Annotated in this window: 21 protein-coding genes and 2 pseudogenes; 10 read left to right on the forward strand and 13 right to left on the reverse strand. The window is 51.5% G+C overall.

Going from position 1 to position 16,735, the window contains the following annotated elements:
* Positions 1-279: 279 nt before the first annotated feature.
* Complete coding sequence (locus ACIP6T_RS23500; RefSeq protein WP_141400289.1) at positions 280-459, reverse strand: hypothetical protein; 180 nt, start codon at positions 457-459, stop codon at positions 280-282.
* A 37-nt stretch (positions 460-496) separates the two neighbouring features.
* Between ACIP6T_RS23500 and ACIP6T_RS23505 the strand changes: the two genes are divergently transcribed.
* Complete coding sequence (locus ACIP6T_RS23505) at positions 497-745, forward strand: DUF2767 family protein (protein ID WP_141400290.1); 249 nt, start codon at positions 497-499, stop codon at positions 743-745.
* Between the two features lie 83 nt (positions 746-828).
* Positions 829-1,431: a DUF2913 family protein gene (locus ACIP6T_RS23510; RefSeq protein WP_097098437.1), complete on the forward strand. Its 603-nt coding sequence runs from the start codon at positions 829-831 to the stop codon at positions 1,429-1,431.
* Positions 1,432-1,526: 95 nt separating this feature from the next.
* Here the strand turns inward: ACIP6T_RS23510 and ACIP6T_RS23515 are convergent, their stop codons facing one another.
* Entirely contained in the window at positions 1,527-2,645 is a 1,119-nt protein-coding gene (locus ACIP6T_RS23515) for a hypothetical protein (protein ID WP_400459487.1), read from the reverse strand.
* A 203-nt stretch (positions 2,646-2,848) separates the two neighbouring features.
* On the opposite strand from ACIP6T_RS23515, the gene ACIP6T_RS23520 reads away from it, so the two are divergent.
* Positions 2,849-3,325 carry a phospholipase D family protein gene (locus ACIP6T_RS23520; RefSeq protein WP_400459490.1) on the forward strand — a complete coding sequence of 159 codons (477 nt, stop codon included), beginning with the start codon at positions 2,849-2,851 and terminating at the stop codon, positions 3,323-3,325.
* 10 nt (positions 3,326-3,335) lie between these two features.
* Here ACIP6T_RS23520 and ACIP6T_RS23525 read toward each other — a convergent pair whose 3' ends face one another.
* Both ACIP6T_RS23525 and ACIP6T_RS23530 read right to left on the reverse strand, forming a co-directional pair.
* Positions 3,336-4,004 carry an SOS response-associated peptidase family protein gene (locus ACIP6T_RS23525; protein WP_400459493.1) on the reverse strand — a complete coding sequence of 223 codons (669 nt, stop codon included), beginning with the start codon at positions 4,002-4,004 and terminating at the stop codon, positions 3,336-3,338.
* Positions 4,005-4,009: 5 nt separating this feature from the next.
* Positions 4,010-4,240: pseudogene (locus tag ACIP6T_RS23530) on the reverse strand (DUF4158 domain-containing protein); the annotation flags it as partial.
* Between ACIP6T_RS23530 and ACIP6T_RS23535 the strand changes: the two are divergent.
* The 3 genes from ACIP6T_RS23535 to ACIP6T_RS23545 all read left to right on the forward strand — a co-directional run bounded on the left by ACIP6T_RS23535 (position 4,145) and on the right by ACIP6T_RS23545 (position 5,270).
* The gene (locus ACIP6T_RS23535; protein ID WP_320204568.1) at positions 4,145-4,393 is read left to right on the forward strand and encodes a hypothetical protein; all 249 of its coding nucleotides are present in this window, start codon (positions 4,145-4,147) and stop codon (positions 4,391-4,393) included. The pseudogene ACIP6T_RS23530 and the gene ACIP6T_RS23535 overlap by 96 nt on opposite strands.
* A gap of 137 nt (positions 4,394-4,530) precedes the next feature.
* On the forward strand, positions 4,531-4,872 hold the full coding sequence (locus tag ACIP6T_RS23540; protein WP_400459495.1) for a type II toxin-antitoxin system PrlF family antitoxin: 342 nt from the start codon (positions 4,531-4,533) through the stop codon (positions 4,870-4,872).
* A 17-nt stretch (positions 4,873-4,889) separates the two neighbouring features.
* The gene (locus tag ACIP6T_RS23545) at positions 4,890-5,270 is read left to right on the forward strand and encodes a type II toxin-antitoxin system YhaV family toxin (protein WP_400459498.1); all 381 of its coding nucleotides are present in this window, start codon (positions 4,890-4,892) and stop codon (positions 5,268-5,270) included.
* A gap of 186 nt (positions 5,271-5,456) precedes the next feature.
* Here ACIP6T_RS23545 and ACIP6T_RS23550 read toward each other — a convergent pair whose 3' ends face one another.
* Entirely contained in the window at positions 5,457-5,720 is a 264-nt protein-coding gene (locus tag ACIP6T_RS23550) for a hypothetical protein (protein WP_097098445.1), read from the reverse strand.
* A 718-nt stretch (positions 5,721-6,438) separates the two neighbouring features.
* Positions 6,439-6,687 (reverse strand): hydroxyisourate hydrolase, encoded by a 249-nt coding sequence (locus tag ACIP6T_RS23555; RefSeq protein WP_370659836.1) that lies wholly within the window; start codon positions 6,685-6,687, stop codon positions 6,439-6,441.
* Positions 6,688-6,958: 271 nt separating this feature from the next.
* Between ACIP6T_RS23555 and ACIP6T_RS23560 the strand changes: the two genes are divergently transcribed.
* Complete coding sequence (locus ACIP6T_RS23560) at positions 6,959-7,654, forward strand: helix-turn-helix domain-containing protein (protein WP_400459503.1); 696 nt, start codon at positions 6,959-6,961, stop codon at positions 7,652-7,654.
* Here the strand turns inward: ACIP6T_RS23560 and ACIP6T_RS23565 are convergent.
* The 6 genes from ACIP6T_RS23565 to ACIP6T_RS23590 form a co-directional block, all read right to left on the reverse strand.
* Positions 7,631-8,227: a bifunctional 4-hydroxy-2-oxoglutarate aldolase/2-dehydro-3-deoxy-phosphogluconate aldolase gene (locus ACIP6T_RS23565; protein ID WP_400459506.1), complete on the reverse strand. Its 597-nt coding sequence runs from the start codon at positions 8,225-8,227 to the stop codon at positions 7,631-7,633. The two genes, ACIP6T_RS23560 and ACIP6T_RS23565, sit on opposite strands and share 24 nt — an antisense overlap.
* On the reverse strand, positions 8,217-9,113 hold the full coding sequence (locus ACIP6T_RS23570; protein WP_097098449.1) for a 2-dehydro-3-deoxygalactonokinase: 897 nt from the start codon (positions 9,111-9,113) through the stop codon (positions 8,217-8,219). Before ACIP6T_RS23570 ends, ACIP6T_RS23565 begins: the two co-directional genes overlap by 11 nt.
* Positions 9,110-10,006 (reverse strand): dihydrodipicolinate synthase family protein, encoded by an 897-nt coding sequence (locus ACIP6T_RS23575; RefSeq protein WP_400459509.1) that lies wholly within the window; start codon positions 10,004-10,006, stop codon positions 9,110-9,112. Before ACIP6T_RS23575 ends, ACIP6T_RS23570 begins: the two co-directional genes overlap by 4 nt.
* Complete coding sequence (locus tag ACIP6T_RS23580) at positions 10,000-11,163, reverse strand: mandelate racemase/muconate lactonizing enzyme family protein (protein ID WP_400459512.1); 1,164 nt, start codon at positions 11,161-11,163, stop codon at positions 10,000-10,002. Before ACIP6T_RS23580 ends, ACIP6T_RS23575 begins: the two co-directional genes overlap by 7 nt.
* 17 nt (positions 11,164-11,180) lie before the next feature.
* Complete coding sequence (locus ACIP6T_RS23585) at positions 11,181-12,503, reverse strand: MFS transporter (protein WP_176519258.1); 1,323 nt, start codon at positions 12,501-12,503, stop codon at positions 11,181-11,183.
* Positions 12,504-12,840: 337 nt separating this feature from the next.
* Positions 12,841-13,743 (reverse strand): pyridoxal-phosphate dependent enzyme, encoded by a 903-nt coding sequence (locus ACIP6T_RS23590; protein ID WP_400459516.1) that lies wholly within the window; start codon positions 13,741-13,743, stop codon positions 12,841-12,843.
* A gap of 247 nt (positions 13,744-13,990) precedes the next feature.
* On the opposite strand from ACIP6T_RS23590, the gene ACIP6T_RS23595 reads away from it, so the two are divergent.
* Together ACIP6T_RS23595 and ACIP6T_RS23600 are read left to right on the forward strand one after the other, a co-directional pair.
* The gene (locus tag ACIP6T_RS23595; RefSeq protein WP_097098453.1) at positions 13,991-14,344 is read left to right on the forward strand and encodes a S24 family peptidase; all 354 of its coding nucleotides are present in this window, start codon (positions 13,991-13,993) and stop codon (positions 14,342-14,344) included.
* Positions 14,316-15,065: pseudogene (locus tag ACIP6T_RS23600) on the forward strand (tyrosine-type recombinase/integrase); the annotation flags it as partial. The gene ACIP6T_RS23595 and the pseudogene ACIP6T_RS23600, both read left to right, overlap by 29 nt.
* Positions 15,066-15,104: 39 nt before the next feature.
* On the opposite strand, the gene ACIP6T_RS23605 reads toward ACIP6T_RS23600, so the two are convergent.
* Positions 15,105-16,004 carry a LysR family transcriptional regulator gene (locus ACIP6T_RS23605; protein ID WP_097098454.1) on the reverse strand — a complete coding sequence of 300 codons (900 nt, stop codon included), beginning with the start codon at positions 16,002-16,004 and terminating at the stop codon, positions 15,105-15,107.
* A 119-nt stretch (positions 16,005-16,123) separates the two neighbouring features.
* Here ACIP6T_RS23605 and gstA point away from each other — a divergent pair, with 119 nt between their 5' ends.
* Positions 16,124-16,735, forward strand: a complete 612-nt coding sequence (gstA, locus tag ACIP6T_RS23610; RefSeq protein WP_097098455.1) for a glutathione transferase GstA — start codon at positions 16,124-16,126, stop codon at positions 16,733-16,735.

The following is a 16,735-nucleotide window of genomic DNA, read 5'->3' on the forward strand; positions in this document are numbered from 1 at the left end:
GTAGCTCCCGCTAACGCGGGCCCCGAAAAGTCAGATTAGTTACAACAATCATAGTTCTTCAATAATCAGAAACCGTGCAGGCCTGACAACCTGCGCCCCTCCAGGCCAGACCTGCGCCGGATCTGAAACCCGGTTGCCCCCACTGACCAGCCGCCGCCGCCCGGCCCGAAGGGCCGGAACTGCAGTGGCTGATAATTGGATGCTGTAACTAAAATTGTTCAGTCGCGACAGGTGCAGAGCCCTGCTGTTTCTTTCTTTCGTCTGCGACCATCAGACTGATTAGCTGGTGACAGGCCGCTGCTTAAACGGCGTCTGACAGGGAAGGGTTGGGCTTTTGCCATCATCGGCCCTGTAACCGGCTCCGCCGGGTTGACGGCGCCAGCTGGCATCAGGGCCGTCCTGAACGGTTTCTGGCGCCTCCATGCCGCTCACGCGGCATTCACAGGACAGGCTGCGCACTGCTCGCCCGTCCGGCTGTGTCTGAGAGGTATGTGCTGTGCAGAAGACTGAACTGAACCACCGGGACCCGGAGAAGGTATACACCATGATCGGCGCCGTGGTCATGGCGATGGCCAGCGACGATCTTGAAACCACGCGGCTGCGTATTGCCGGATTCATCCGCAAAGAGCTGGCCAGAGTGGACGTATGGTCGCCGGAGATGAAAACGCTCATGCAGGGCGCGATCGGGACGCTGGTAGTCTATCCTGAACAGGACATCGTGGAGGGGCATCGCGACGGCGATTAAGGGTTCTGTGAGGGCGGCGGATGTCATAAAATGCCGGATTTAAGGGCCACTTTTTACCTGGTTCTGCATGAAGGACACCGCTTATGGATAACGACAATCTGAACGTCAGTCACCTGGCGTGGTGCGGGCTGATTGCGCTGCACACTGCCCGCCGCGACGGGATCGCGACCTCCCCCGCGCAGGATAACCTGTTTCTGACCCGCTGGCTGGCCAACGCTGAAAAGCAGCGCCGCTTTCCCCGGGAGCTTGCCAGCGATATCAGCTGGCTGCTGAAAGAAGGGCGGGAAAAGGGACTGCGCGCCGACCTGCCCGGCAAGCTCGACTACCTGTGGCGCGCCGGCAACGGCAACCTGCAGGGGCAGAATGACCTGTTCCGGCTGCAGCACGCCCTGCACGCGGTGAAGCTGACCGGGTGGATTTATATGGTGCTGGCAGCGAGCGAATGGAGCGGCCGCCGGCAGCTGCGCCTGAGCCCTACTGTATCTGGGATTTACCTGAACCGCCACGCGCTCGACGTCGGCTTTGACGAGCACGGCCGCCAGCGCATCCCCCTGCCCGCGCGCATCACCGGCGAGCTGCCCGCGCTCGATAAACTGCTGCAGCGATCGGGCTGGCGCCGGGAAGTGGCCAGAAGTGCGGATGAACATCTGCACCTCCTCCTCGCGGACGGATTCCGGGCAGCATGAGGTCCGAACAGCAATGGTCACGGACGTTACAGGCTACAGTGCACCTCCGCGCCGGCTCAGGTTCCGGTACGGCGCGGCCAGACTAACAAATTGTCTCAGCTCACTACTGAAACAGCGCTGTCAGATAACCGGTATTCTGGGGTGACAATAATTTCCCACTCGCGCGTATACATGGACGGAAGCCTACCCCCAAGCACCATAACGGCAGGCGTCAGCCATGTTAACAGCCAGGGAAACAGCAATGGCAGATCGCGCCGCACAGTGCAGCACATGCCGGCAGCCGTGAGCTGTTCAGTCAGCGGCTCCCGAAACCGACTGTTTGAGAGCAGGTGCGAGCGTAAAATCAGCGGTCGGGACAGCGTGCAGGGCTTATCTAAAACAAACTCAGCCATTTTGCCAACCCACTTGTGCATTGGCCTGCTATTGATATCAACAGTAAGCTTTATACCCACGTACCGGCCGGGCCGGTAGGCGGCACGACAGAATAGCCAGTACAGTACAGAATCTGCAGGATCCGTAGTAAACGGTTTATCAGTCCACTTATTTATTAATCTGCATGTCCGGAAACCCGTTAAGCAAAGGAGGAACACACCAGGAGGAGTTACAGCCGGGACAATTAATGCGGCAATGGACCGATAAGAAACAGATGATAAGCTGACCATCAATATAAGGCTGAGAAATACAGACCACATAATCTTAACGTTACGTCTGAGAGTTGCTTTACTTATCCTTTCCAGTCCCTCTGCGCTGAGACGCTTCGAAACAATGGCTTCGCTGCTTGTTATCATCTTACCTGGTATAGGCTGCTCTTTTTTCATTTCAGTATTAGTCTCAATGCATGATGAGGGCTTATCTAAATAAATTGTCTGCACAACTTTGCCTGGCAGGCAAGACGCTGAGTATTCGTTATCAGAGGACTGAGACATCATCTGCGCATAGGCTGCATAATCTTCAGAAGCCTGCTGCCGCCAGCGGCGGACCGGTGCCTGACGTTCAGCTCGCACCCTGTATCCGCAGCAACGCTCCCTGGCTGAACGGGTAAGTGTCTCCTGAACCCACGTCCAGAATGCGCGACCGGTGTGCGGCGTCACGCTATAGCCAGCCTTTTTCATGATTTTACGGGCGGCGTTTTCACTCCAGTTGCGGATGAGAGAAAATGCGCCGTTAATATCGCCACGAGACGTCATTAAATTAATTTCATGGAATTCATTCATATTAGACCCTCCCTGATACAGTATTATTATCGGACGTAATAGATGAAAGTTTAGGCTTTATTCAGCATTAATACGGCAGAAAAAGACGAAACCGTTTAACTGAACAATCAGCGGGTGATAAAATATCCAGAATTATTCCACAGGGCTATTTTACTTTATTCAAATATACTTTGGTAGCGATGACATTATTAACGTGCTGCTATATGCCTTATGCATCTGCGGCGGTAATAGCCGGATTTTCGCCGGGCGGCACGGCGCTGAGCCTTATTCTGCAGTTCACCCGCACCGCGCGTATCAGTGCTGACGTGGCGGCCTATGACTTCACCAGCCGACCGGTGGCACAGGAGCTGTCGGCGGCCGTGGCGCGTGGGGTAACAGTGAGGCTGGTTGCGGATGAAAAGAAAAGCCGCGACCGCTGGTCGCTCGTCAGCGAGCTGGCATGCTCGGGTGTTCAGGTTCGCATCAATAGCACGTACAGCATCATGCACAATAAGTTCATAGTGGCGGATGGCAACGCTGTAGAAACGGGATCCTTTAATTACACGTTTTCTGCTGAAAAAAGAAATGCAGAAAACGCGCTAGTTATCACGGGCGAGCCGGAAACGGCCGGCCTATACCAGGCAGAATTTAACCGCTTATGGAGTGAGTCCGTACCTCTGACGTGCGCAAGGCAAAGCTAAATTAATCCTACTACTTATCGGGCTCAACCAGCTCTTTGCCCTGGTTATGTATGTTCCCAACCTTCTTAATTACGGGATGCCATGTAAATTCCTGCTCCGGGACAGCTGCATCATGTGCAATTTCTTCCGCCCGCTGCGGCGAAGTGTCATTACTCAGCCATTCACGAACGGCGTCCGCAGTGATCACCAACGGCCGGCGATCGTGAATATCGACCATCCCCTTGTTGCTCGATGAGGTCACGGTAACGAACCCTTCTTTACCGTGATCCCGTCCGAAAGGTTGTCTGCCAATCGCCGCAAAGAAGAGTGGCTGCTCTTTACGATGGTAGATATAAAACGGCTGTTTTTTTCCGTCTTCTTTCTTCCATTCGAACCAGCCGTTGGCTGGCACGATGGCGCGACCATGGTTCCACAGCGGCTTAAACATGCGCCCGCTCGCGGCCGTTTCGCCCCGTGCGTTTATGAGGGGCTGTTTGTCCCACCATTCCGGGCCATAGCCCCAGTAAACCGGGTCGAAATGCAGCGCATGCTCACGTTCGCTGAGCAACAGCACCTTCGTGCCGGGCGCAACGTTAAACCTGCCGATGGGGTCAGGATCAAATGTAAGTTCGTCAGGTTTCAGGCCCAGCGATTCGAAATATTCATCACGGCTGCTGTACTGCGCAAATCGTCCGCACATAGGCACCTCCTGCTGTAAGGATAACGTATCAGCGCGGCATGCTCACGACGGGTATTTTCTCTCTTGCCGTATTCTGGCAGCACGGTGATATCATGGATGGCGAGCTGTCTGGCGATAAAATACCGGACGCCGGAAGGAATATGATTCATACCGGTGAGAAAGGTGCCCAGAAAACGCACGCACCCTATCTGCAGGGCAATTCCCAGACGATTGTGATCGCCCGGGCTTTTGCCGATAACAGAGATGGCAGTACATGCCGTGCTGAAATGCGGGCCTTTAAATCAGTAGAATATAGTTCATTTATAATGCATTTGCATTGCACAATGCAGGTGCATTACAATCCTGTTACTCACTCGAGCAAGCGCATTGACAGCATCGATGTGATTTAACCTGATGAGGCAAAACCCCAGCGGCCTGGCGAGCCGGCAACTCTGTAGTCCTGGAGTTCTGGGTAATTATGAAACGTTCCCGGCGAACTGACCAATCGCCCCCCTGAGAGGGGAAGTGGAGAAAAAGAGGTAATGCAATGGCGACTCAAATTAACTTAGCGGATGTGTCTCTGCGTGCTGAGTCTCGGCTCACAGAACGCAGTCAGACAACGATTCCGGCAGCAATTCGCGATGCTTTGCATCTGAAGCCAGGGGAGTACATCGAATACACCCTGCTTTCAGGCGGTAAAGTCATCATGTCACGAAAGGAAGAAGAACAGGACGATCCAATCGTATCGCAGTTTCTGACTTTTCTGGAAAACGACATGAAGAACAACCCGCAGAATATTCACCAGGTGCCAGTAGCATTCTGGGCGGGTATCAATGCTCTCACTGCCGGAGTGGAAGTCGACTTAGACGAACCGCTTACTGATGACTAAACAGCAAGAGAGATAGCATGGAAGTTTTAGTGCTGAATGGCTGGAAGATCTATTTTCATTCTTGCTTTTTAGAGCAGATGGGTTCAATTGCGCAAGCCGTAGCGGATCTGAAAACGGCCAAGCCTCAGGAATACCAGCGTAAAAAAGAGACAAAGCTCCTGCGGGCTATTGAACGCGTTATTGAGGAACGTATCGCGGCAGATCCGCTACATGTACAGTTCCGGCAGGGTGATACACCTGGCGATACCTACAAGCACTGGTTCCGTGCAAAGTTTCTGGAACCGTTTCGCCTGTTTTATCGCTGCAGTGATGAACACAAAACTATAGTCATATGCTGGGTGAATGGATTTGATACCCTACGCGAGCGGAGAAATTACGTTACGCCTGCGGCCTTTTAAGCGATCGGATAATGCACGGTTTTTTATCGACTAACAGGCAGGTCTCCTGCGCGGAAGCAGATTTATGGCCAGACATATCACCGCCGGTGACGAAAGCAGCCCTTAGGCGGGCTGCCCAGACTTAGCGTGGAGTGATTGCGTCTCCGCTGCCGAAGAAGACTTTTAAATTGCAGCAATCTTTCATCGTCAGCCAGGATTAGACTTTTCTTCCCCGGTGATTCGCCGCACATCCTGCTTATAATTGAACTCTTTCAGCCACTGCCTCAGCTGTTCTTCGGTTTTCTGAGCGCTCCGCTCATCATATTCGCGGCAAAGAAAAAGGCGACAGGAGTATTTAACCCTGTCGATTGCATAAAGTTCGTGAGAAGCGAAGTATTTTACGGTGGTGATTTCAGAAAAGCGGAGATGTGGCCACTGGCTCAAAACGTGTTCAAATTGTTCTTTGTTCATACAGCCATCCTTTTTTATCGTCCGGAAAAATCCTCTCCCAGGTCAGGTTTCTGGCCCTGTATTTTCCGCAGCATAGAACAGCCTTAACTTCCGTTTTTGGGAGCTCTGTTTTCTTTTTGTCATATTTCTTTAACAAAAGGTGTGCGGGGCAGACGGCCGCAGCTCACAGCTTTATTTAGGGATTAAATTCAGTAAGATATGGTTTTAGAAGTCAGACTGGTATAACTCTGAATCTGCAGCTGCAGCCGTTAAGAAAGACAATGCACGAGTTGCCCAGGAACATGGACATCTCTTGTTTACAGCACATGTGTACGTTTACGCCTTCGCGATAGAAGCGTGAGGATCATTATGGCAATCATCCAAAAACCGATTTTCCCGCAAGTATCTCTGGTACTTCACTGGGTTTCTTAATAAATACTTTTTTGCTGTTCTGATTTTTCACGGGTACTCCGGCTTCGGAAGGATGATGTCCCGGGGAGACGCTAAATAATGGGCTTTGAAAAAAGCTATACAGTCAGGTTCGCTGGCAAAAGGGGCACACAGGAATGCGCGGCTGATCTTCGCACTAAAAAATCTGAGCATTGGCAGCGATGGCTTAAGACCTGCCTGTGTTTGATGCCAGAGGAGGGCGGCAACCTAACCAGCCAGAAAAACTTTCTTCACGGAATAATATTGTCGACAGCAGTATTACTCCGTCAAAAAACGGTGGGAGTTGTGCTTAAGTACCGCGATAAGTTGAGTAGCCAAACTGGCTAAGCAGCAGTGGAATATGATAGTGCTGATCGGCTTTATCCAGGGTGAATATCACCGGAATTTCCGGGAAGAATGTTGGCTCACCGCTTTTTTTGTAATAGTCGCCGGTTTTGAAATGACACGATAAATCCCCCTCTGAGTTGCCTGACCAGTAGGATAAAGCTCTGAAATGCGCCCTTGTGCGTTGGTGGTTCCTTCTGCCAGTTTTGACCACTAATTACTTTTTTTCTATTTTATGATGAAAAGAATAGGGCGGGAGGCTCATTTTTTCATACTGGAATTCTTAAGTCCGCTGTGTGCCATGGCGGAGAGAAGTAATAACAGATGTTATTCCGAATATAATGTTGATGAACCAGCGTTGATAACCTGGATATACCTCTTGATGCGTTCTTCTTACGTGCATCACAATCTCTTTCTAAATTCATATCACGCAAAAACAATAGGATTTATTATTTTTCTAACCACAGTCATCAATAAGGCCATCCATGAACAGCACAGTATACGATGCTTTCCGCTGCCTGAACTTACTTGCGACTGCGACTCGTCCGCATGGAATTCGTGAAATGGGACGGGAGCTTGGGCTGGATTCAGCTAAGGTTACTCGATTGATACAGACCTTGTTGACGCTGGATATGGTACAGCGTGATGCCAACCGCAAATACAGTTTAGGTATCGGTATCCACCGCTTATCGGCTCACGCAATTCACAATTCGGCCTTTTACAATGCGGTAATGGATTTACTGGAAGAGAGCGGAAATCACGCCATCTCCCTCGTAATCGGAGTGCTAAGTGGAAATAAAGTGGTCTATTTGATTCATACCCGTGGCGGAAAAAGTATTGCGCGGGCTTTGGGCAATTATGAGTCCTACCCGGTCCACGATTCGGTGATCGGCATTAAGCTTCTATCAGCGATGAGCGACGAAGAGATTATCAGCCAGATTGGTATCCACGATTATCTACTGCTGAGAAATGATATTAACGAGTCACGCCGGCATCAGGTGTTTGCCAAAGATTTTGGTGCGGGCGATTACCGCCTGGCATGTAATATTCCCGGCATGCAGGCAGCGATCGCACTGTCGAATATCAGCAGTGAAAAAATGGATATTGAAAGCTTACGTTTGTACCTGACGTCGGCAGCGAAAAAAATCAGCGGAGAATCACTGCCGATGCTGCAGCAGTAACTTGCAACGTTCTGCGGTTACGTCCACGCGCTGGCCAGTTCTATACAGCGCGGAACCGAGCCCCACACTGTCGTAATAATGCAGGAATTCAGCTGAATTCTCCACACCTACCCCACCCACGGCTGAAAAGCTGACGGGCTGAGAGAGTGGACCTTTCACCAGTTGAGGGTAATTTGCCGGCAGCGCACAGGCCGGAAAAACCTTCATCACATCCACTCCCAGATCGATTGCAGTAAATATTTCACTCGGCGAAAACACCCCCGCGTACACTACAAGTCTATGCAGTTTAGCCTGCGCAATCACAGCCGGGTTCAGATTAGGAGTCAAAATAAAATCCGCAGCGGCGGCAAAACTGCGCTGAACCTGATCTGCTGTAGTGACCGTTCCCACGCCAAGCTGGATATCATTCCCAAAGCGCTGGCGAACTTGTTGCAGACTGTTTTCCCAGCTGGGTGAGTTGGTCGTGATTTCTATACGTTTAATGCCATGCTCAACTAAACAGGCAATTTGTGGCACTGCGTCTTCTGGCGTAATCCCGCGGAGGATAGCGATGATTGGGTGATTATCCGCCATAACTAAACACCCCATTTAATCCGGCTATTATTGCGTCTTCGGCAGCTAAAAGCTCATAACGACGATGCAAAATCTCACATGCCAGCTGGTAACGTGGCAAAAGGATTTCATTACCAATAATGCACACCGTTTTATCGCCACCGGGATGCCCGCATGCAACTTCGTATCCAATGAGCATTCCGGACAGCCAGGAAGCGGCCGCTTCCTGTGACAGAGCACCAAGAATGTAACGGCCCCGGCAGCGAAATAGTTCCGTCACGAGTTCAACTTTTTCATGCACCACTGATAGCGCCGTTTCGACCCCCGCCTGAAAAGCGGCAGGTGAGTCAACCTGCTCCGGCAAGCCTTTACCCACCACGGAGTGATTGAGTAACAAATGATAAAGCTCGCCGGTCATCAAGGTCTGCATCCCTGTGACCTGCTGCTGCGAGCGCTCAACCTTCAGCCATTTACTGTGGGTGCCGACGGCGGCGAATGTGGCGGCATCAGAAAGCGTAAGCGCACCCGCCAGCTGCATCTCTTCACCCCGGCAGATCTCATTGACTCGTTTATCGCAAATGCCGGGCCGTAAGGTCAGCGGATTTAGCAAGATACCCGGCAATTCCATGCCTTTACCTAGTAGTTGCGAAAAACTAAGGGGCATATCGAGATAGCCGGCGTCAGCAATACCGATATTGCTGCCAATCATGCCGCAGAGCAGCACGGGTATTTGTTCATCGTAAGCATCTTCCAGCCGATGCAACTGCTGCTTTAAAATCTCAGGCAACGCTGAGCGCTGGCACTTGCCGACGCCGCAACTGTCTTGTACCGATTTGATCACTACGCCATCACGCACGCTAAGTGCGCGAAAGTTGCTGGTACCCCAATCCACCGCTATATAGTTCATGGACGTTCTCCCAACACGGCGAGAGGCAGGAAATCCGTGATCTCTTTCAATTCCCGACGCGTGTCATCATCCAGACTTTTAGCCGGCTCACGGACATAGTCACTGGCAAAGATCCCTGCCTGATTCAGCACTGTTTTATGTATGGCTACCCCGATTCCCGGCTGAACTCCATAGCGCAGGAAAGGTAGATAGCGATAAAACAACGCCTGCGCTTCCTGACGATCTTGCTGCCATGCAGCCAGGATGGCATTAATCACGTCAGGGAATTCGCAAGCAGGCATGGTGCCCGTTACACCACGGCATAACTCTTCAAACAGGAAACCCGCGTTCAAGCCTCCGAACAGGCCTACGCCATCTCCAACCTCCTGTTTTAACGCAGTTATTTTCAGCGTCGTCGGCGGTTGTTCCACTTTGATATACCTGATAGTAGGAAAGTCCTGACACAAACGCGCCAGCATCGATACGGGAATGTTAACGCCCGTCATCAGAGGCGCGTCCTGAATCATGATTTCGATTTCGCAGGCCTGGCATATGTCTCGCCAGAAGTGATAGATCTCTTCCGGACCGGGCTTAACGACCGAAGGCGGATTGACCATTGCCACCTGAGCCCCCCAGTGATGCACCCTGTTGATCTCTTCAATGGCAACAGCGGATGAAGCACCGCCAGCTGCAGCCACCAGCGGTAAATCTCCCACCAGCCTTTTGACGCAAAAGAACAGATCCTGCTTTTCTTCCTGCGTTAAGGCGTAGCCTTCGGAAGCATTGCCAAATAAGGCCAGGCCATCAATGCCTTGTTGCAGCAGAAATTTCACCAATCGTTCAATGGATGCCAAATCCAGCTTGCCCTGCTCATCAAATGCCGTGGCAAGAATCGGTACATTACCTTTTAACATGCTGTCTCCATCACTACGTCGCGCACGCGATCTTCATCGATTTCAATGCCTAACCCTGCACCCTGCGGCAGATGATACTCACCGCGTTCACAAATAAGTGGCTGCTTAAGCAGTTGATTCGCGATATTAAATACTGGCGGCTGATATTCGAGCATAAACAGGTTGGGTATGGCGGCGGCAACATGGATTGACGCGGCGATGCAAGGTCCTAAACCTACGCTTAAATGCGGTGCCACGCGTAAATTCCATGTCTCGGCCAGCGATACGATATGCATCAGCTCGCTAATGCCGGTTCTGCCGACGTCGGGTTGCAGGATGTCTGCAGCGCGCTGTTCAATCACCGCTTTGAATTGATAACGCGTACGCTCGGTTTCACCTAACGCAATGCTCACCGCGCTTTTGGCACGTAATTCGCGATGGCCGGCGATATCTTCTGGCAGCAGTGGTGCTTCAAGAAAGCCGACGCCCAGCGCATGCAGTTGCGCTGCTAAATCGGTAGCCTCTGCCACGCTGTAATTCCAGTGCGCATCAATGAAGACTTGCGCCTCATTGCCGAGCACTGCACGAATGGCGCGAATATTTTCAACATCTTCCCGCACGCCGTAGCCCAGGGCTAACTTAACGGCATTAAAGCCTTTATCCTGCCATTGCCTGGCGAGGCGGCAGCGGCTTTCAATGTCGGGCTCAGGCAAACCCGAGACATAGCAAGGAATCACATCGCGGAAGGCGCCGCCAAGCAGTTGATGGACCGGAAGACCCAGAATTTTTCCCTTGAGATCCCACAACGCGATATCCACACCAGCAATAGCGTCGATATGATAACCTCCGGTATGTCCACGATCGCGCATCGAGTCATACATCCTTGAGTTGAGCACGCCTCCAGAGAATGGAGATTCCCCGATCAATAATGGCGCAAACAGCTGCTTAATCAGTTCCGCGATCACCTGAGGCACCACCGGCGCCAGCGCTTCTCCCCACCCGACATGCCCTTCGCTACTGGTAATTTTCACCAGGCAGGTTTCCATCTTGCGTGAGTAGACGCAGCGGTATTCTGGACGATAGTAATAATCCGGGCCGGTCCCGTCCGACTTACCGCCAAGGTAAGCATGTTCCGGAGTGATTTTGAGTGGGAAACACTCCACTTTCGTTATGTGCATAAAGGCTCCAGTTTCCGTTAATCCAACACTTTTCCGGCAGTTTCTTTGGCAAACCACACTGCAATGAATGAAATTAGCGCGGTGATCATCACGTACCAGGCGGGTGATAGTGGATCTCCCGTTAAGGTAATCAGACTGGCGGATGCCAGGGGTGTAACACCGCCAAACACCGCCACAGTCAGGTTGTAGGACATCGCGATGCCGCCATAGCGAATCGCCGTCGGGAACAGTTCGACCATTGCAGCGCCACAGCCGCCATTAAATAGCGCAACACACACACCTAATACACTCATTGCCGCGATAGAGCTGCCTACCGATCCCTGTGTCATTAGCAGCATGGCGGGATAGGTCAACAGGATGAAACCAGCGCACGCCACCAGCATCAGCGGCCGTCGTCCCCATTTATCGGACAGGTAGCCTGTGATTGGCATGCAAATGGCGACGCTCAGTAAGCCCAGCGTGGTGATGAGATATGAGTCGGTACGGGTGTAGTGCAGATGCGTAGACAAATAGCCGGGCATAAAGGATTGCAGCACCCAGCTACTGACCGCTTTGATCACGACGAAGCCGGTGCAAAACAGCAACGCCGACAATGAGGTTTTTAAGGCAGTACGCAGTGGCGATTTTTCGATTTTGCCGGTGGCTTTTAACTTGTGAAATTCAGCCGAATCTTCCATGTTGCGGCGCATATATAACCCACCCAATCCGAGCGGTGCAGCAAGCAGGAAAGGAATGCGCCATCCCCAGTCGTTCATTGCCGTCTCACCCAACCAATAGGTCAACAGCAGCACCAGGCCAGAGCCGCAAACAAACGCCATGAAACTGAAGTTCTCACTCCAGCAGGTAAGCGTTGCGCGACGATGTGGATCAGCACTCTCTGCCAGATAAGTGATTACCCCGGAGCTTTCGCCACCTGCGGCGAAGCCTTGTACTAATCGAGTCATCACCAGCAGCACTGGTGCGATAATGCCAATCTGATGCCAGGTCGGCAGAATGCCCATTACAAATGTGGATATTGAGGTGATGACAATTACCGTCACCAATACTTTGCGTCGTCCCAGACGATCGCCCATGGAACCAAAAAAGAAGCCGCCCAGCGGACGCATTAAAAAGCCGGATCCAAATACAGCAAAAGACTTCAGAAGTGCGGTAGCAGGGTCGGAACTGACAAAGAAGTTGCTGGCAATAATCGCCGCCAAGGTGCCGTATAAGCCAAAATCGAACCACTCGATAAAATGACCAATCCCGGCTGCCATCATTATTTTGGCAGTACGCTTTGGCGGATTACTGGTTTTTGTCGCCACGTACTCACCGCCATACTGACGGGTTGAATTTTCCATACGACCTCCAGAAGTTAAATGTCGCGCCACAGGGGACGCGTCATGTCTTGGAAGTTAGCGTATGAATTTTGATGGGATGTTGCGCTGACGATAAGAGATAGCGTGAAGCTAATCAAAGAACAAATCCGCCAATTGCTTCACATAGTGAAGCAGAGAATTGTTCCCTAACAATGCGCTGAGTTAAAGCCGGCATTATAGTGATGATTTTTAGTCATTACTCGGAAAACCAAAGCTTTGCCTATGCTGCCAATGGCTTTTTTATAAGGCCTATATGTAATGTAAGCCCACCCAAAACCCTTTTTCTAATAAACTCTGGCAGAATCACTTTGTTTTTCTGTCAGCCCGCTATCCCTTCCAGCGTGACCGATGCCCCGCCGCAAACAATGACAAGTACATTATCTGCAGCGTTAAACCTGATTTTGTGGTCATATAAAATTGAGAGTGACACTCCGCACGCCGGCTCGGTGAGCACGCGATGGTCATCAAGAAAGCGCCGGCAGGCCTTCAACGCTTCCTGGTCGGAAACCAGCATACTTCTGACATCCAGCCGACTGGCCACATTGAAAACATTTTCGCACACCTGGCTTGCGGCCAGCGTCGTGGCTATACCGCTGACCTTATCAAGACGGACCAGCTTGCCGGCATTAAGCGAGGCGTGAAGAGATGCCGTACCCTGGGTTTCAACGGCGTAAACCGGAATATGACCAAGCTGATGATTCTCCAGGCCCTGAGCGATACCGGAAAGCATGCTCCCGCCGCCAACGGAAAGAATAACCGCATCAGGCGTTAACCCTTCGCTGATGATCTCATCCACGATTGTGCTGATGCCTTCCCACAAAAGTGGATGATCAAAGGGATGTACACAGATAATGTCATCCGTCGCCAGTGACAAAGCGTAGTCGTTCGCCTCGCTCCATACTTTCCCGTGCACAATAAGCCTGGCACCCTCCTGATCAATAAGCTGTTTTGCCCTGTCTGACGTGCTTTCCGGCACAACGACAGTGACCGGCAGCCCTAGTTTGCGCCCGCAATGAGCCACCGCTATGCCTGCATTGCCGCCAGATGAACTGATGAATGCTGTTGCACCCCTTTCAGCGTAATGCCGACAGATGTTCTCTGCACTTCTGAGCTTGAACGATCCCGTCGGCTGGGAAGATTCCATTTTAAGCCAGACATGACATCCGCTATGCTGGCTTAAGGGCAGTGAATGTATAAGAGGAGTCCGGATACTTATTCCCATGCGTTTGATCCTTATAATTTTTTATGCCTGATAAATGAAAGGCGTTTCAGGCTGAGAGACATATTTATCATAACGGGTAAGATCATAAAGGCATGGATACAACGGCTAATGAAAGTGCCGGTTACAATTCCGTCCAGATAAGACTAATGTACGACCGTTTTCGCTCATGGCTGCCCCTGAGCCCAATTGAGGATGAACGTATTTGCCAAATTAAACTGGCACAAATGGTTCAGAGCGGAGCATAACAATGGCTTTTCAGAGTCCGGCACAGAACTACGTTGAGACGCGTCTGAATCTAGGCGATCTCGTTCATCTGTCTTTAAATTCAACCTATCTCACGCCCAGCAACAGCGACTATCCTCAAGCAGGTATCGTCAGGGGATCCATACTGGCAATCGATCGGCCGCTGACACCCATACACGGTCAGCTTATCGTCGCTAAGGTTGAAGGTGAACTGACGCTGCGCCGTCTGCTGCTTAACCCGGTACCCGCTCTGCAGGCGCTGGATATGGACGAAACCGTAACACTACTCGATGCTAACCAGACGCTTCCCGTCTGGGGCGTGGTCGCATCTCAGCGTGCCGGCCGGCAAAACGTCTAAAGCTTTTGTTAAGCCGGTCTCGTCTGTTGTGAAAAAATATGTCGATATCTGGCTCAGTGAGCGTCCTCAGGAGCAGGCAGCACTTACGGATGAACGCACCGGTGAAAAAGTTCGTTATCTGTTTCAGAACCGGGGGAAAGCGGTGGGAAGGAACATAGTAAATCACATTGTCATTCCGCTTCTCTGCGCCAGAGCGGGAATGCCTGCAGAAGATTTACGTGGTCCCATTACAAGCCACCGTGGCCGTGCTTCTGCCATTACAGCACTGGCCACTGCTCCCGGGGGCATGTCTTTACATGAGCTGATGCAGTGGTCAGGTCACTCATCCGCACAGTCGACAATGCATTATATCCGCATCCGCCCGACTCAGCTGGCCGCCTCGTTCGTAAAAGCAGACTGGGTCACCCACATGATAAGCGTGCTGATTGACCACGATCCGGAAGCCGCGAGTCTGACCGGCCCCGCGACGTATTATTACCTGGGTGACTCATACTGTACGAACCCCTTCTGGAGCAGCTGCCAGCACCGGATGGCTTGTATTGGCTGCGATTTTAACCTGCTTAAACAGAGTGCGCGCGGGCTGGTACTGGAAAGCAAAGCCTCTGTCAGACGTTACCTTGAAGAAGTTCCGCTCACACCCGATGAGAGAGCCATCGTTGAACAGGACGCAGAGAAAATTGAACAGGCTCTTAAAAGGTTGTCCCTTAAACCCGAAGGTTAAAACGGACCGCTTGTGCCAGAAGCGGATGTTAAGCAGATTTTAGATTTCATATTTTCCAGCTAAACCAGTCCTGTTATGCAAACTTTCTAATAACACTTGAACCGCAGGTGACGACCTTCCACCTGATGAGCAAACCAGACCAAACTCCCTGTAAACAGAAGGTACTAGCGGTGTCACATATAATCCATGCAGCTCACCGGGCAAAGCTGACTGAGGAATAAGTGCGATACCCATTTCTTCCCGCACTAAAAGGCAGGCACTGACCCAGTCATGGACCGTCAAGCGCACATCAGACAGCTGAAGACCTGCCTGTTCCACCAAGCTTTTTGCATTAACTGCGCAACCGCCAGTAGCAAGGATAAATGTATGACTTACAAGGTCTTCAAGCTTAATGCCATGCAATGCGGCTTTACGGACCAGAGTATGACCCGCAGGCAGAACTGCGACCCATTCATCTTTCCCTAATATAAAATCTGCGCGTCCCTGAAGAGGGTTCATGACGACGCCAAGATCAACCGTATCCGCCACCAGCCATCCTTCAACTTCCTCATCAGTTCCTTCCAGTACAACCACTTCAATACCCGGATGGAGGCGTCTGAATTCCCTGAGCAGCCCGGGTAGAAATGTCGATGTTACAGATGGGAAACTGGCAAGGCGGACACGCCCGCCCCGAAGGCCACGACTCTCCTCAGAAAGCCTTTGAATTGCGGCCAGCTGCGCAAGCATAAGTCTTGCATATCCTGTTACTTCCTCTCCCAGCGCAGTGATGCTGATGTTGCGCCGCTCCCGTACAAACACCTGAATTCCCAGCAAAGCTTCTAACTGAGCGACAGCCTGACTGGCACCCGACTGTGTCATTCCAACCCGCTCAGCAGCACGCGTGAAGTTGCCTGAGTCGGCTACGGCAACTAGCAGGCGCCAGTGTAAAAGATTCATCATGATTATAAGTAGCTCAGCTAATAGTCAGGTTATTAATCATTAATTTTACATTGTAACGGGTATTGAGCACTGTGTGTTCAGCCACCTCAATACTGTTCACATGCTTTAACGGAGAAATAATGAAACTTTACTACGCGCCGAATACCTGCTCACTTTCCCCACACATTGTACTGCGTGAACTTGAGCTGGAATTTGAACTGGTAAAAGTCGACAACAGGAGCAAGCGGACTTCTGACGGACGCGATTTTCTGACTATCAACCCTAAAGGTTATGTAGCAGCCCTCGAACTGGAAGACGGGAAAATGCTGACTGAGGGACCGGCCATCGTGCAGTTTCTGGCTGATTTAAAACCTGAGAGAACGCTGGCACCGCCAGCGGGAAGCTGGGAGAGGGTGCGCCTGCAGGAATGGCTGAACTTCATCACCAGTGAAATACACGCTGGTTCAGCTCTCCTCTTTAACTCCCAACTGCCAGAAGAGGTCAAATCGCTTTTACGTGAGAAGCTGTTCAGGCGCTTTGATCTGCTTGAGAACACACTCTCCGAAAAAAACTTTCTGACTGGTGCCTTTTTCACTGTTGCGGATGCTTACCTTTATACCGTACTGGGATGGTGTAGATATTTCGCTATTGAGCTGAAAAACTGGCCTGCGTTGACGGCCTACATTGCACGAATTGATGAACGCCCCGCAGTGCAGGCTGCATTAATTGCCGAGGCATCTTGTCAAGGCTGA

The organism is Pantoea sp. NPDC088449 (assembly GCF_044753225.1).
Lineage (GTDB): Bacteria > Pseudomonadota > Gammaproteobacteria > Enterobacterales > Enterobacteriaceae > Pantoea > Pantoea floridensis.

Bases quoted from the DNA above. Each gene is read 5' to 3' on its own strand.
- ACIP6T_RS23510 (WP_097098437.1), top strand. From the start codon at position 829: ATGGATAACGACAATCTGAACGTCAGTCACCTGGCGTGGTGCGGGCTG.
- ACIP6T_RS23515 (WP_400459487.1), bottom strand. From the start codon at position 2,645: ATGAATGAATTCCATGAAATTAATTTAATGACGTCTCGTGGCGATATT.
- ACIP6T_RS23520 (WP_400459490.1), top strand. From the start codon at position 2,849: ATGCCTTATGCATCTGCGGCGGTAATAGCCGGATTTTCGCCGGGCGGC.
- ACIP6T_RS23525 (WP_400459493.1), bottom strand. From the start codon at position 4,004: ATGTGCGGACGATTTGCGCAGTACAGCAGCCGTGATGAATATTTCGAA.
- ACIP6T_RS23535 (WP_320204568.1), top strand. From the start codon at position 4,145: ATGATTCATACCGGTGAGAAAGGTGCCCAGAAAACGCACGCACCCTAT.
- ACIP6T_RS23540 (WP_400459495.1), top strand. From the start codon at position 4,531: ATGGCGACTCAAATTAACTTAGCGGATGTGTCTCTGCGTGCTGAGTCT.
- ACIP6T_RS23545 (WP_400459498.1), top strand. From the start codon at position 4,890: ATGGAAGTTTTAGTGCTGAATGGCTGGAAGATCTATTTTCATTCTTGC.
- ACIP6T_RS23550 (WP_097098445.1), bottom strand. From the start codon at position 5,720: ATGAACAAAGAACAATTTGAACACGTTTTGAGCCAGTGGCCACATCTC.
- ACIP6T_RS23560 (WP_400459503.1), top strand. From the start codon at position 6,959: ATGAACAGCACAGTATACGATGCTTTCCGCTGCCTGAACTTACTTGCG.
- ACIP6T_RS23565 (WP_400459506.1), bottom strand. From the start codon at position 8,227: ATGGCGGATAATCACCCAATCATCGCTATCCTCCGCGGGATTACGCCA.
- ACIP6T_RS23570 (WP_097098449.1), bottom strand. From the start codon at position 9,113: ATGAACTATATAGCGGTGGATTGGGGTACCAGCAACTTTCGCGCACTT.
- ACIP6T_RS23575 (WP_400459509.1), bottom strand. From the start codon at position 10,006: ATGTTAAAAGGTAATGTACCGATTCTTGCCACGGCATTTGATGAGCAG.
- ACIP6T_RS23580 (WP_400459512.1), bottom strand. From the start codon at position 11,163: ATGCACATAACGAAAGTGGAGTGTTTCCCACTCAAAATCACTCCGGAA.
- ACIP6T_RS23585 (WP_176519258.1), bottom strand. From the start codon at position 12,503: ATGGAAAATTCAACCCGTCAGTATGGCGGTGAGTACGTGGCGACAAAA.
- ACIP6T_RS23590 (WP_400459516.1), bottom strand. From the start codon at position 13,743: ATGGGAATAAGTATCCGGACTCCTCTTATACATTCACTGCCCTTAAGC.
- ACIP6T_RS23595 (WP_097098453.1), top strand. From the start codon at position 13,991: ATGGCTTTTCAGAGTCCGGCACAGAACTACGTTGAGACGCGTCTGAAT.
- ACIP6T_RS23605 (WP_097098454.1), bottom strand. From the start codon at position 16,004: ATGATGAATCTTTTACACTGGCGCCTGCTAGTTGCCGTAGCCGACTCA.
- gstA (WP_097098455.1), top strand. From the start codon at position 16,124: ATGAAACTTTACTACGCGCCGAATACCTGCTCACTTTCCCCACACATT.